The sequence below is a fragment of the Planococcus sp. NCCP-2050 genome, assembly GCF_023708025.1.
Taxonomy (GTDB): Bacteria; Bacillota; Bacilli; order Bacillales_A; family Planococcaceae; genus Planococcus.
Genome location: NZ_BRCX01000001.1, coordinates 1,186,385 through 1,198,963 on the forward strand (window position 1 = coordinate 1,186,385; position 12,579 = coordinate 1,198,963).

Here is a 12,579-nt window from a genome sequence, read left to right on the forward strand (position 1 = left end):
TCAGAATTCTGTCACAGATCAGCGCTGACCTTTCCCGTGCACTGCGCTATACTAAAAGAAAAATGGGGTGTTCAGATGTTCGCCATGCGCCGAACCCAGTTTGCAAAATGGGCTTTACTTTTGCTTGCACTCGTCCTCACCAGCAATTTCCTGCTTTACCGTTCTCCTCTTTCCACTATTATCATTCCAGAAGAAGCGATTTGGGTCGTCAGCGGTTCGCTTCTCGATTTAGCGCTTGTGGCACCGCTTCTTTTGCTCGCTTCTTACAGGCTTTCAACCAAGCAATTCATCGGCTTTGTCGCTGGTGGCTTGATCTTTGCCCGCCTGCTCATTCCTTCTGCTTACATTGAACCATTCTCTGGGCTGGTCTATGTAGCAATCGGATTAGAAGCAATCGCCATAGCGGCAGAGGCTGCATTGATCTTCTTGCTTTTCTATCATTTCCCGAAAATCTTGCGGACCATTAAAAGCCAGGCAGAAAGCCCGCTTTTTTCTCTTTTCCCTGCGACATTTGCAGTCGTTAAACCCAATCCGCTCGTTTCGATTGTGCTTTCGGAAGCTTTGATGGTGTACTACGCATTCTTTACTTGGAAAAAACAAGCACCAGAAAACTCTCATACCGTGTCGCTCCATAAGAACACCAGTGCCATCGCTTTCAATATCATGCTAATCCACGCAATCGTTATTGAAACGATCGGCATCCACTGGTTCCTGCATGAAAAATCAGCGGTTCTATCGATTATTCTGCTCGTCCTGAACATCTACTCGGTGTTTTATTTCCTTGCTGAAATCCAGGCCATCCGCTTAAATCCGTTGACGGTCAAAGACGGTTCTGTCCAATTGTCCCTCGGGTTGAGCAAACGGATGACGTTCCGCTTAGATTCCATCGAGTCCATCCGGTGGGGCGAACCTGCTAAAAAAGACGCCTTGGAATTTATCGCAAACGACATCGAAACCGGCGAACCTCAACTCGTCATCAACTTCAAGGCGCCTCAAAAAGCGACGTTATTCTACGGCCGTACGAAAGAGGTTTCGCAAATCGCCTTGAAAGTGGATAACCCGGAAAAATTGAAAAACTTACTGGAATAGTAAAGGAGTTGTCCCAAAAATAAATTGGGACAACTCCTTTTTCACACAATTTATAATGCTTTTGCAGCTGCCACAACCACTAGGATCCACGCAGCAATAAAAGCTACTCCGCCAATTGGCGTGATGGCGCCCAGCACGCTGATGCCAGTCAAGCTCAAGACATATAGGCTGCCAGAGAAAATGATGATGCCTGCAAGCATCAAATAGCCTGCCCAGCTTAATGAACCCAAGTTGCCGATCAGCGACGAACTCATTAAAATCGCAATGGCTATTAAGCCAATGGAATGAAACATTTGATATTGGACAGCCGTTTGCCATGTGTCCAAATATTTATCTGCAACACGCCCTTCGAGCAAATGCGCTCCAAAGGCTCCAAATGCAACAGACAGCATCGCATTGACTGCGCCTGCAATTAAGAAAAACTTCATATTAGGTCCTCTACTTTCCTGTTAAAATTCAAATAATGAATCGCCGTTTGCATCTTCTTCTTTGAGCTTGTTGATAGATGAGACGGTTTGCACTTGCGGAGACGCGAGCGGCATCGCTTTCGGTCTGCTGGATTCAGGCAGCGGTTCATCGTTCAGCAATAAGTCGCATAAAGCCCGAATGGCCGCAACCGATTCACGGACTCTTGCCGGTTCAGCATTTCTCGCCTGTGCGGTATGCTTTTCAATCTCCGTTAGTATCCGGACAGCTTCAATCGCCATTTGAACTCCCCCTCTCCACTTCTAATCATCCTATTTTATCACGCACAGGGAAAAGCCGTCAGGCCAAACAGAAATCTATCGGTTTTTCTCCACGAGCTTGTAACAGTTCGTTCACTTTTGAATAAGGCTTGCTGCCAAAAAATCCACGGCTCGCACTTAATGGGCTCGGATGCACCGATTCGATGACCGAATGCCGCTCCAAATCGATAAGCTGTTTTTTCTTTTGGGCAGGCTTTCCCCAAAGCACAAAAATAACAGGTTCTTCGCGTTCGGATAGTTTGCGGATCACTTCGTCAGTGAAAATCTCCCAGCCTTGATTGCGATGCGAATTGGCTTCGCCTCCACGCACTGTGAGCACCGTGTTCAGCATCATCACCCCTTGGTCTGCCCATTTTGTCAGCGTCCCGTCTTTCGGCTTCTCACAGCCGATATCTTCCTTCAGTTCCTTGAACATATTGCGAAGGCTCGGCGGGTGCGGGACGCCTGGCTGGACGGAAAAGCTGAGGCCATGCGCTTGGTTCGGGCCATGATAAGGATCTTGCCCTAAGATAACGACTTTTACATCTCGGTAAGCAGTGTGCTCAAAAGCATTCCATATGTCTTCTTTCGGCGGATAAACCGTCTCATTTTCATATTCCTTTTTAAGGAACTCACGCAGATTTAAATAATAAGGCTTTTCAAATTCTTCTCCTACAATTTCTTGCCAGTCATTTCGAAAAATTTTCTTTGGCATATCGGCCACTCCTTATTCTTCAAATTCTACTGTAACGTCATAGTCCACCAGATTGAACATACTGCGGACGGATTGTGCAGCATTTTCTTCTGCAAGTTCCAATACGCCTTGTCCTCTAGTTTCCTCCAGAATCATTTGCTTTGCTTCGTCGGCTAATTCAAAGGCTTCGGAAATATCGGAACCACCACTGAACAGCCCTTCGTAGGTGTATATTTCAGCTTTATCCATGAATAATTCCGGACCTCCCAGAAAATCGGCTTTCGGCAATGTAAGTGTAGCCGTTTTCGCTTCTTCATCCAGTTCAATATCATTTTCCGTTAGTTCGGAGAAATCCACCCCTGCACGGACCGAACCTGGAATCACGACTAAAATCTGGCGTTTTGTTCCCGGCAGATCAAGTCCGATATCTTGTCCAAACACTTTATTGTCTTCCCGCTCAATAATCACTTTCGAAAAAGCTTCCGCAGTCGACAATTCATTGAGATCCTGGATCTGCTCTAAAAAAGCCCCTTTGCTTTCCGTTGCTGTGCTGCCTTGGATCATCCACCAAGTTCCGAGAGGCAACGCGATCAATAATAGAAGAAGGATGACGATCAACACTAAAAATGAATTGCGCCAAACGCCCATCATCACTTTGATGCTCTTCCAGAATCCGGATTCTTTCGTATCTTCTTTCCCTTTTACTTCTTTTAATAAGCGTTCGATTTCCGTTAACTTCGGGTCTTTTGCCAATTCCTCTCCCTCTTTCTTTTTATTCATTTCATCCTCGCTCCGTGATAGGATTAAAGAAAGGAGCGATGATTATGGCGGACTTGCGTGAAAAAATAAAAACAATCTCCTCCACCAAAGGGGACCATGCCCCGGAAAGCGCCAAGCGCATCGGGTTATGGGTCATCGCCGCAATGGCGGCAGCTGTTTCCATTCTAACATTTATCATAGCAATTGGTCTTTTCAGAAACGGCAACTGGATCTTAGCTGCCATCGCCAGCCTATTTTTTCTATTATCAGCTGCGACCGCGTATGTACTGGCGTTTCCCCATAAGCTGAATACTATGTAAATGTTTCGCCGTTTGTTAAAATAAAGTGATAAACGAATCCATTTAAAAGGAGTTTTGATGATGTCATTGAAAAAGACTTTAACGATCGCTGGATCGGATACTTCCGGTGGAGCCGGCATACAAGCAGACTTGAAAACTTTCCAGGAACATGGCACATACGGTATGAACGCGTTGACCGTCATTGTCACAATGGACCCAAATAATGGCTGGAGCCACGGCATCCATCCGATTCCGGTTGAAACGCTGCATGCTCAATTGCAGACCGCTTTTTCTACAGGGGTGGATGCATTGAAAACCGGCATGCTGCCGACAGTCGACATTATCGAGATGGCTGGCAAAGCCATTAAAGACTCCGGCTTGAAAGACGTTGTCATTGACCCGGTCATGGCATGCAAAGGCGAAGATGAAGTGCTATTCCCTGAAAATGTCGATGCCATGATCCAGCATTTGCTTCCGAATGCTAAAGTCGTTACGCCAAACTTGGTTGAAGCTGGCCAACTATCCGGCATGGGCACTCTTCGTACAGTGGAAGACCTTCAAGCAGCAGCCGAAAAAATCCATGCACATGGTGCACAGTTCGTAGTCATCAAAGGCGGCAAGCAGTTGCAGCATGAAAAAGCGGCTGATCTCTTGTACGATGGCAAAAAGCATTATCTTTTGACAGCTGAAAAAACTGAGACGACTTACAACCACGGTGCAGGCTGCACATTCGCTGCCGCAATCACCGCTAATTTGGCCAATGGCCAGTCGGTTAAAGATGCTGTATTAAACGCGAAGATCTTTGTTTCTGCGGCAATTGAACACGGATGGAAACTCAACGAATACGTGGGGCCGGTTATGCACGGCGCCGCTAATAAATTCCCGAAACCTGAAGTGACAGTTACTGAACTTTAATCATAGACGAAGCCGAAGGAGAGAAGCATCGCTTTTCTCCTTCGGCTTTTATTGTTTTCTGCGATTTATAATTCCTTCGCCATCATCACTTGTTTCGTCGTCACTTTAAAGCCCGCTTCTGCCAGAACTTGATGGGTGAATTTGTTCATTTCCACCGGGATATTGACCGCTACGCGATTGATCTCTCCTGAGAAGCCTTCAAAAACTTCTGCAATCAAGCGGGCAGTAAGAGATTGGGGATCTTCGGCCAAAGGATTTGCCACACATTGATAAAGCGTTGTCGCGATATGCTTGCCGTTTTCATCTTTGGATTTCCGGAAATACGCATAGCCTGCCGCTTTTCCTTCTGCATTATAGGCAATCAGCGCCTCGCCGTCTTTGACACTTTGCCACTGGGTTTGCCATGTGAAATCATGGCGATAGAAATCCAAACTGCCGGCCTCTTCTACAGTTGCCGATTTCAGCGTGATTTCTTGCCCCGACTCCAACTCTTCTGGAAGCTTCTCGACTTTCGCTTTGAGCTGCATGAAATCCACTTCATCCACTATTTCATATCCTATTTTTCGGTAAAGTTCGATCGCTGCGTTATTTTCACTGACAGCTTCAAGTGTCGCCAACTGTACTCCGGCATCCCCCAGCCACTCGATCGTTTTTTCCATCATGCGTTTTCCGACGCATTGGCCCCGAACCGATTTAGCGACGCCCGTTCCGCCGTTCCAGGAAACTTTTCTTCCGCTATTTTCGCGAAGCCCGTTACGGACGATGCCTACCGGATTGTTCCCATCAAATGCAACGATCGATAATTCTTCATTCAGGTCTTCCGTTGCTCCTCTTTTTTCAAATGCTTCTGCAGTCGTTTCCATATTAAAATAATAGCCTTCGAAACCTTTGTTCCAGGCTTCGACCTTTTCTTCTATTGAACACTCGGACATCTTCTTTATTTCGGACATTTGCTGTACCTCCCCATTTTGCTAACTTCCCCCGTTATTTTTTCGACAGAACCAATTGAATTTCCTTTTTCCAAAACGATTAGCTAACTTGTATAACAAAGTAGTTGACTTGTATTGTTTCAGATGCTATCTTGTATTACAAAGTAGTAGTTTTATTTTTCACTATCTTGTTTTACAAGTTACTAGGAAGGAGAGTGTATATGTCATCTAGCCAGATGCTAAAAGGAATACTTGATGGGTGTCTGCTCGGCATTATTCATAAAGGCGAGACTTACGGATACGAAATGATCGAAAAATTGGAGATCTACGGTTTTCGGATGGTCAGCGAAGGCAGCATTTATCCCGTTTTGATGCGACTGCAGAAAGACGGTTTTGTCCATTCGGTCATGAAAGAATCACCGAGCGGCCCGAAAAGGAAATACTACACTTTAACACCGTCAGGCGAAAAGGAATACGAACAGTTTAAAGAAAGGTGGGAAAGCTTATCCCATTCTGTCAATCGACTCGTAAAGGAGGAAAACTAATGGTCTTATCAAGAGAAAGCGAAGAATTCATTGCTAATTTGAGGATGTATTTGATGACTTCTGGAAAGAACGATCACGAAATCAATGAGATAGCGGAAGAATTACGGGGACATTTGGAAGATGCCGAAAACCACGGGAAAACGTTGGACAGTGTTACAGGCGGATCGCCTCAAACGTATTTGGAGAACATCAGCAATGAAATGAAAACCGATTATTTCGGTTTAGTGAGACTTGCGCCCATGTTCATTCTGCTGCTTATCGCTTATTTCATCACCGGTTCAGCCATCCGCGGCGATCTAAGTTTTTCTTTGCTGAAGCTGATTGCTTACCCGGCCATTGCACTTTTGAGCATCGGTACTTATATTTATTTCTTCCGGAAAATGAGTGCGGCTAACTATTCGACGAAAAAAGAGCTGTCGATTTTTATCGCTATTCAAATCATCACCACCCTTTCGTTAGCGGCGGTTCTTTTCATGGACATCTTTTTCTTTGAGCCTTTCTATATACCTTCTCGCGAAACCATGTGGGTCATTGCAGCACTTGGAGCTCTGGTTTTCATTGCAGGCGCCATTTGGTCGAAAACTTGGTTCACGTTAATCCTTCCGCTGTTTTTATTCGGCCCGGATTTTATCCTGCAATTCCTTCAATATAATGAAACGACAGAGCTGATTATCAGCGCAAGCGGCCTCTACCTCGGGATGGCTGTTGTGGTCCTCATTCTTTATTCGCAGAATAAAAAACAAAACCCTCACAAATCGTGAGGGTTTTTTAAACGGATCATTTTCTCCCGCAATTGTTCTTTATTCCATTCGACGATTTTCTCGGACGGTGAAGCGATGCCTATCCGTTTCTTCACTTGCGGATTTTTCGACCGTAAATATCCTTCCATCATGAATGAGACTGAAAGAATTGCCAAGGCGATAAAAAACACCGGATACAAAGGCAGCCAAGGTGCCCCTTGCAGATAACGGAACGTTGAACCGAACAGCCCTGCCCATTCATACGAAATGGACATGGGTGGATCTCCGAACATCGGGTCGTAGCTAACTTTCGTCCCTCCAAGGAACAAGTCCAATAAACTAAGATGTGCCATCACGATAAAAGTCTCCATCACCTGCTGGCCGTATAGAACTGCTAACTTTTCGCGCATTTGCGGATACAGATGCTTCCGGATAATCCGGAAACGCCCTGCACCCAGTACGCGGGAAGCGAGGACATATTCTTTGCGGTATAGAAGCGCCGCCTCATTTCCTACCAATACAGCCACGATCGGCATCGTCAATAACGACATCAAGACAATTTGGATCGCGATGCGTTCCCATACCCCGTTCGAAAACCCTTCCGGCGGCATCCAAAGAACGGGATATAACACATAAGCCGCAAATAAAGTCAAAGGGATATAATGCAGAGAATCAGCAAGTCCGCCAATCCATGCACGATGCTTTTGCAGGTAAGTCCCAAGAAGATAACCGAACGGGACGGCAATTAGCATTCGAATTGCAGCGACTACGAGTGCAGCGATAATGGTGTATTTTCCGCCAAGCATGATTTTGCCAAAGAGGTCATAGCCATACTGGTCGGTTCCAAGTGGAAATTCCCATTTAGGCGAAATCGGCGGCCCTTCGACTGCCCGGCCATTTTCCTCGATAAAAAAGACTTGCTTCGGCACCTTGCCGAAAAGCCATTCGAAGGCAAAGCTTCCGAAAAGCAGCAAAGCCATAATACTGAAACCAATCACAAAATAAGGCTGTCTCCACATTTAAGCCACTTCCTTTCCACGGAAATGGCGGAGGAAAAACCATTCGCCCACGCTGTACAAGATAAACATCGGCAAGAAAAAGCTGAAAATCGTCACAAGAAACACTTCAGGTGAAATATTATCGCGCATGAACAGCATGATACCCGGCATATTGAACATCAGTTCCAGGACAAACAGATTCGACAACATGAACCAAATCGTTTTCTTGGATTGGAAAAACACTGAAATGATGGCATTCCGGAACATATGCATCCAAACGATAAAGACTTTCGAAAAGCCGAGTGATCGAGCAAGTTCGACATACATTTGCCGCTCTTCTTCCTGGAAAGTAAGCATGCAAAGCCGGTATAGCTGGATCATCGGCAATATTGATAAAAATAAGACCGGAAGCCAATAGATTTTGTCCCCGCCTACGACTGCAATCTTGGAGATCAAAACATCCGTTTTTAAATAGATGAAGATGATGCCGAGCTGAGCTGCCATGATGATGAGCAAATCCGGGAGCGACTCCAGAAAATACAAAAAGAGCTTTACCCGCTCGCGAGCCTTTTCAGATAACAGCATCGTCAGCACCGTGAATACTAAAGCGAAAACCACAGCTGCCGCAAATGCTAAAAATAAAATTTGAAGTGAATAAAGTATGTATTCGGCAATGGTTGGAAACAAGAAAATCTCCCGTCCCGTCCGCATATTCATAACAGAAAACTCTTGCAGCGGCCAAATTTCTTTTAGTACCTGTTGAAGTGATGAAATATACTCACTGATTCTTAGTTCGCCTTCCGTCAATCCCCCGATAAGTACGGGAAAGCCACTGATTAAAACGATGCCAAGCAGTGAAAACACAAATCTTAATATTATTCCCAATTTAGCCATCCTTTTTGTTCGAAAATTCTTTCATTCATTATCATAGCATTATTTCGGTTTCCGTAAAGCATCCTAATCGCATTCTCGCTTCTTATTCCCTATACTAAAAGAATACGGAATGTCTGAGGAGTGAGAGAAATGGAATTAGTTGAAGTAAAAAAATTACAGGTTCACTTGGATGCGTTCGCCAATAAAGATGTTTATCTTCATCTGGAAACGACGAATGGCTCTTATGCGACTCATTTTAATGAAGGGTTTTTCAATGCGGGAGCTTTTATCCGCAATGTTGTCATTAACTACGAGCTTGGCAAAGTGGTCGGCGAAAGCCCGCATCGTGTCGGACTGAAGTTGCCACATGGCTGGGTTTACGCTCAAGGCATTACACATTATGAATTAGATGAGCACGGCAGATTATTGCTGGCTGGACACGACGGATCAGGAAAACTGGCGGTAGCGCTTGAAATCAGCGAAACACCGTTCAGTTATTAAGGAGGCATAAAAAAATGACAATTCCACAAGAACGTCATGTATTGGTGGTTTTCCCCCATCCGGATGATGAAGCATTCGGCGTATCCGGGACCATCTCGACGCATATCAAACAAGGCACCCCGGTTACATATGCTTGCTTGACCCTTGGCGAAATGGGCCGAAATTTAGGCAATCCGCCTTTCGCTACCCGCGAATCACTGCCGGAAATCCGCAAGAAGGAATTGCAGGCTTCGGCTGATGCCATGGGCTTGACCGATTTACGAATGATGGGCCTGCGGGATAAGACGGTTGAATTTGAAGACGATGAGAAAATGGTCGGCATGATGACCGACCTAATCAACGAATTGAATCCTTCCTTGATCATCACGTTTTATCCGAACCTTTCCGTGCATCCTGACCACGAAGCGACGGCACGCGCTGTAGTACGTGCTGTTCGGCGGATGGAAAATCGCCCGAAACTTCATTGTGTAGCTTTTGCTAACAATACGTTGGAAGTTCTTGGCGCTCCGGATGTCCTGCACGATGTATCGGCTGTCCGCGACCAAAAGATGGGTGCGATGAAGGCCCATATTTCGCAAACAGTTTGGATGCTTGAAGAAATGGAAAACAAATTGGCACAAGGCGATCAGGAAACTGAAAACTGGCTGACGAAAGAACGTTTTTATAATTACCGCTGGGACCAGGATTTTGAAGAAAAGTTTTAACCAAAAATACCCTTATTTTCTTTTTGAAAATAAGGGTATTTTTCTGTGCTGTTTTCAGATAATATAAACATTGATTGTACAGCGGTTTCATCGGGGAGAATGTTGTATAATTAGTATTAATGTTGTGTTTTCATGCACAGAGAAAAGGGGATTTATTTGTGAAAAAGTTTTCAGCTTCAACTTGGATTTTATTCCTGCTTCCATCCTTGTTGGGAATTTTGCTCTTCTTAGTGCCAATTCCAACAAAAGATGAAGGCGAAACTGTCTGGATGGTCACCATAGCCGTTTTGGCTAACCTGATGGCCGGTGCCATTGAATCCGTAGTCCCTTGGATTATGATGGGGATCTTGATCATTGCAGCAATCGGTTCAATTGCGGCCATTGCGAAAAAAGTGAATGAACACCATTCCGCATCGTTTTTCGATAAACTGTTTAATGTGAATTTATTTTGGACGATTGTACGCATCCTTGGAGCTGTGTTCGCTGTCATGGTTCTCTTCCAAGTCGGCCCTGAAGCCGTTTGGAGTGAAGATACAGGCGGAATGCTCTTATCCGGTGACGGACTTTTATCTTTCCTATTTACTATCTTCCTATTTGCGGGCTTGTTCTTGCCGCTTCTCATGAATTTCGGTCTTTTGGAATTCTTCGGAACGATGATGGTGAAAGTCATGCGCCCATTATTCCGCCTTCCTGGCCGCTCTTCCATCGATGCGTTGGCATCTTGGGTCGGTGATGGAACCATCGGTGTCTTATTGACCAATAACCAATATGTACAGAACAAATATACACAGCGCGAAGCAGCGATTATCGGGACAACTTTCTCTGTTGTTTCCATCACTTTCGCTATCGTTGTCATCCAGCAAGTCGGATTGAGCCAATACTTCTTGCCTTATTACGGCACTGTCATTTTGGCTGGCATCGTTCTAGCGCTCATCATGCCGCGCATCTATCCGCTTGCCCAAAAGTCGACCAATTTCATGAATGGCGATCCGCAGGAATCCCAAACGGAAGAAGTTCCTGAAGGATACAGCGTCGCTTCTCACGGCATTGAAAATGCGTTGACGAAAGCCTCTGAAAACAAATCCATCAAAGAGTTTTTCAAAGATGGCTTTAAAAATGTTTTGGATATGTGGATTGGCGTAGCACCGGTCGTTATGGCATTTGGTACTGTAGCGCTGATTTTAGCAGAGTATACACCTGTCTTCTCTATTCTTGGAACGCCTTTCGTCCCTTACTTGAACTTGCTCGGCATTCCTGAAGCGGCTGAAGCGGCTCAGCTGATGGTCGTCGGTTTTGCAGATATGTTCCTGCCTTCCCTTCTTGCTGAAGGCATTGAATCAGATATGACCCGCTTTGTTGTCGCAACAATGTCTGTGACGCAATTGATCTACATGTCCGAAGTCGGCGGCTTGCTGCTCGGATCGAAAATTCCTGTCAACATTCTTGACTTGATCGTTATTTTCCTTTTGCGTACGATTATCGCATTGCCGATCGTTGCAGGAATTGCCCATTTATTGTTTTAAACAAAACGAAATGCCCTTCGCAGCTGCGAAGGGCATTTTTTTCTTTTTATTCGATTAAGCGTGCATTAATTTTTTTTTCAATTTTTCCAGCATATCTGCAGTCATTGCATCCAAATCGTACTGGGCTTTAAAGCCCCATTCTTTTTGCGCAGCCGAGGCATCTATGCTATCCGGCCAGCTGTCTGCAATCGCTTGGCGAACCGGGTCTACCCGGTAGCTCATTTTAAAATCAGGAATATGCTTTTGGATCGATGCAGCAATCTGTTCCGGCTCAAAACTCATCGCCGTGACATTGAAGGCATTGCGGTGTTCAAGCTTCGAAGCGTCCGCTTCCATCAAATCGACGATTGCTTGAAGTGCATCCGGCATATACATCATGTCCATATAAGTCCCTTTGGCAATAAAGGATTCGTAGCTCTTTTGCTCAACCGCCTTATAATAGATGTCCACTGCATAGTCGGTCGTACCGCCGCCTGGAGGAGCTACATAAGAAATCAATCCCGGGAAACGGACTCCGCGTGTATCAAGCCCGAACTTCTGGAAATAATAATCGCATAGGAGTTCTCCGGAAACTTTATTGACCCCGTACATTGTCGTCGGACGCTGCAGCGTATCTTGCGGTGTATTCTTTTTCGGTGTCGATGGTCCGAATGCGCCAATCGAACTCGGCGTAAAGAATTGCATATCCAATTCGCGCGCTGCTTCTAGCGCATTCACTAAACCGCCCATGTTCAGGTTCCAGGCAAGCAATGGCTTTTCTTCAGCAGTCGCTGACAGTAATGCGGCCATGTGCATAATCGTATCCGCCTCAAAGTCTTTCGCTAAATCGTGCATCTTCTGGCCATCTGTTACATCCAATACGTTAAAAGGGCCGCTTTCATCATTGGTTGCGCGAATATCTGTCGCCAAAACATTGTCGGCTCCATAGATAGTGCGCAGCTTGGTGGTCAATTCTGAACCGATTTGCCCTAGAGCTCCGGTGATCATTATTCGTTTCATTTTAAGTGCTCCTCTCAATTAAAACATTTGTCCTCTGCATAAAAACATTTAAATCGTTAAGATCATTGTTTAAATAAGCTTTTCTATCTTGCCATTATAATTTGTTCTCTTTAAAAATACAACGGATTTTACTGTATTTGGCCGAAAATGGGCTAAACAGTTCACTTGTATCTCTTGAATAGCCGGTGCTATAATGAGAAAGTTGTTTTGGCCTTTCAAAAAGCTGACCAAAACTTATTAATCGCTTTTTTTTAAGTTTTAAACCAAGTATTCCGCTGTGTTTTAT

16 protein-coding genes are annotated in these 12,579 nt (G+C 45.1%); 8 read left to right on the forward strand and 8 right to left on the reverse strand.

The features are described from left to right. Window positions 1-75: 75 nt before the first annotated feature. On the forward strand, window positions 76-1,089 hold the full coding sequence (locus tag NFU07_RS05765; protein ID WP_251475737.1) for a beta-carotene 15,15'-monooxygenase: 1,014 nt from the start codon (window positions 76-78) through the stop codon (window positions 1,087-1,089). Between the two features lie 50 nt (window positions 1,090-1,139). Here the strand turns inward: NFU07_RS05765 and NFU07_RS05770 are convergent, their stop codons facing one another. Genes NFU07_RS05770 through NFU07_RS05785 form a run of 4 tightly spaced genes read right to left on the reverse strand, consistent with a single transcriptional unit; the run spans window position 1,140 to window position 3,288 of the window. Next, window positions 1,140-1,517: a DUF423 domain-containing protein gene (locus NFU07_RS05770; RefSeq protein WP_251475739.1), complete on the reverse strand. Its 378-nt coding sequence runs from the start codon at window positions 1,515-1,517 to the stop codon at window positions 1,140-1,142. A gap of 21 nt (window positions 1,518-1,538) precedes the next feature. Then, a complete protein-coding gene (locus NFU07_RS05775) occupies window positions 1,539-1,796 on the reverse strand; it encodes a YwdI family protein (protein WP_251475741.1) in 258 nt (85 codons plus the stop codon). 58 nt (window positions 1,797-1,854) lie between these two features. After that, window positions 1,855-2,529, reverse strand: coding sequence for a uracil-DNA glycosylase (locus tag NFU07_RS05780; RefSeq protein WP_251475743.1), 675 nt, complete (start codon window positions 2,527-2,529; stop codon window positions 1,855-1,857). Between the two features lie 12 nt (window positions 2,530-2,541). Continuing rightward, window positions 2,542-3,288, reverse strand: a complete 747-nt coding sequence (locus tag NFU07_RS05785; protein ID WP_251475745.1) for a DUF4230 domain-containing protein — start codon at window positions 3,286-3,288, stop codon at window positions 2,542-2,544. Window positions 3,289-3,332: 44 nt separating this feature from the next. Here NFU07_RS05785 and NFU07_RS05790 point away from each other — a divergent pair, with 44 nt between their 5' ends. Beyond that, on the forward strand, window positions 3,333-3,587 hold the full coding sequence (locus NFU07_RS05790) for a hypothetical protein (RefSeq protein WP_052650633.1): 255 nt from the start codon (window positions 3,333-3,335) through the stop codon (window positions 3,585-3,587). A gap of 60 nt (window positions 3,588-3,647) precedes the next feature. Beyond that, window positions 3,648-4,481 (forward strand): pyridoxine/pyridoxal/pyridoxamine kinase, encoded by an 834-nt coding sequence (gene pdxK, locus NFU07_RS05795; protein ID WP_235197132.1) that lies wholly within the window; start codon window positions 3,648-3,650, stop codon window positions 4,479-4,481. Between the two features lie 65 nt (window positions 4,482-4,546). On the opposite strand, the gene NFU07_RS05800 is transcribed toward pdxK, so the two are convergent. After that, window positions 4,547-5,431 (reverse strand): GNAT family N-acetyltransferase, encoded by an 885-nt coding sequence (locus NFU07_RS05800; protein WP_251475747.1) that lies wholly within the window; start codon window positions 5,429-5,431, stop codon window positions 4,547-4,549. A gap of 200 nt (window positions 5,432-5,631) precedes the next feature. On the opposite strand from NFU07_RS05800, the gene NFU07_RS05805 reads away from it, so the two are divergent. Next, entirely contained in the window at window positions 5,632-5,955 is a 324-nt protein-coding gene (locus tag NFU07_RS05805; protein WP_251475750.1) for a PadR family transcriptional regulator, read from the forward strand. Beyond that, complete coding sequence (locus NFU07_RS05810; RefSeq protein ID WP_251475752.1) at window positions 5,955-6,716, forward strand: HAAS domain-containing protein; 762 nt, start codon at window positions 5,955-5,957, stop codon at window positions 6,714-6,716. The genes NFU07_RS05805 and NFU07_RS05810 overlap by 1 nt, the downstream gene beginning before the upstream one ends. Here the strand turns inward: NFU07_RS05810 and NFU07_RS05815 are convergent. Beyond that, window positions 6,704-7,714: an ABC transporter permease gene (locus NFU07_RS05815; RefSeq protein WP_251475754.1), complete on the reverse strand. Its 1,011-nt coding sequence runs from the start codon at window positions 7,712-7,714 to the stop codon at window positions 6,704-6,706. The two genes, NFU07_RS05810 and NFU07_RS05815, sit on opposite strands and share 13 nt — an antisense overlap. Next, window positions 7,715-8,578 carry an ABC transporter permease subunit gene (locus NFU07_RS05820; protein ID WP_251475756.1) on the reverse strand — a complete coding sequence of 288 codons (864 nt, stop codon included), beginning with the start codon at window positions 8,576-8,578 and terminating at the stop codon, window positions 7,715-7,717. 138 nt (window positions 8,579-8,716) lie between these two features. Here NFU07_RS05820 and NFU07_RS05825 point away from each other — a divergent pair, with 138 nt between their 5' ends. The 3 genes from NFU07_RS05825 to NFU07_RS05835 all read left to right on the forward strand — a co-directional run bounded on the left by NFU07_RS05825 (window position 8,717) and on the right by NFU07_RS05835 (window position 11,294). After that, window positions 8,717-9,067, forward strand: coding sequence for a YojF family protein (locus NFU07_RS05825; RefSeq protein ID WP_251475758.1), 351 nt, complete (start codon window positions 8,717-8,719; stop codon window positions 9,065-9,067). A gap of 14 nt (window positions 9,068-9,081) precedes the next feature. Continuing rightward, on the forward strand, window positions 9,082-9,771 hold the full coding sequence (gene bshB2 / locus NFU07_RS05830) for a bacillithiol biosynthesis deacetylase BshB2 (protein ID WP_251475760.1): 690 nt from the start codon (window positions 9,082-9,084) through the stop codon (window positions 9,769-9,771). Window positions 9,772-9,929: 158 nt separating this feature from the next. Beyond that, window positions 9,930-11,294, forward strand: a complete 1,365-nt coding sequence (locus tag NFU07_RS05835) for a YjiH family protein (RefSeq protein WP_251475762.1) — start codon at window positions 9,930-9,932, stop codon at window positions 11,292-11,294. Between the two features lie 54 nt (window positions 11,295-11,348). Here NFU07_RS05835 and NFU07_RS05840 read toward each other — a convergent pair whose 3' ends face one another. Then, a complete protein-coding gene (locus tag NFU07_RS05840; protein ID WP_251475764.1) occupies window positions 11,349-12,293 on the reverse strand; it encodes an L-threonine 3-dehydrogenase in 945 nt (314 codons plus the stop codon). Window positions 12,294-12,579: the final 286 nt, after the last annotated feature.

Bases quoted from the DNA above. Each gene is read 5' to 3' on its own strand.
- NFU07_RS05765 (WP_251475737.1), top strand. From the start codon at position 76: ATGTTCGCCATGCGCCGAACCCAGTTTGCAAAATGGGCTTTACTTTTG.
- NFU07_RS05770 (WP_251475739.1), bottom strand. From the start codon at position 1,517: ATGAAGTTTTTCTTAATTGCAGGCGCAGTCAATGCGATGCTGTCTGTT.
- NFU07_RS05775 (WP_251475741.1), bottom strand. From the start codon at position 1,796: ATGGCGATTGAAGCTGTCCGGATACTAACGGAGATTGAAAAGCATACC.
- NFU07_RS05780 (WP_251475743.1), bottom strand. From the start codon at position 2,529: ATGCCAAAGAAAATTTTTCGAAATGACTGGCAAGAAATTGTAGGAGAA.
- NFU07_RS05785 (WP_251475745.1), bottom strand. From the start codon at position 3,288: ATGAATAAAAAGAAAGAGGGAGAGGAATTGGCAAAAGACCCGAAGTTA.
- NFU07_RS05790 (WP_052650633.1), top strand. From the start codon at position 3,333: ATGGCGGACTTGCGTGAAAAAATAAAAACAATCTCCTCCACCAAAGGG.
- pdxK (WP_235197132.1), top strand. From the start codon at position 3,648: ATGTCATTGAAAAAGACTTTAACGATCGCTGGATCGGATACTTCCGGT.
- NFU07_RS05800 (WP_251475747.1), bottom strand. From the start codon at position 5,431: ATGTCCGAAATAAAGAAGATGTCCGAGTGTTCAATAGAAGAAAAGGTC.
- NFU07_RS05805 (WP_251475750.1), top strand. From the start codon at position 5,632: ATGTCATCTAGCCAGATGCTAAAAGGAATACTTGATGGGTGTCTGCTC.
- NFU07_RS05810 (WP_251475752.1), top strand. From the start codon at position 5,955: ATGGTCTTATCAAGAGAAAGCGAAGAATTCATTGCTAATTTGAGGATG.
- NFU07_RS05815 (WP_251475754.1), bottom strand. From the start codon at position 7,714: ATGTGGAGACAGCCTTATTTTGTGATTGGTTTCAGTATTATGGCTTTG.
- NFU07_RS05825 (WP_251475758.1), top strand. From the start codon at position 8,717: ATGGAATTAGTTGAAGTAAAAAAATTACAGGTTCACTTGGATGCGTTC.
- bshB2 (WP_251475760.1), top strand. From the start codon at position 9,082: ATGACAATTCCACAAGAACGTCATGTATTGGTGGTTTTCCCCCATCCG.
- NFU07_RS05840 (WP_251475764.1), bottom strand. From the start codon at position 12,293: ATGAAACGAATAATGATCACCGGAGCTCTAGGGCAAATCGGTTCAGAA.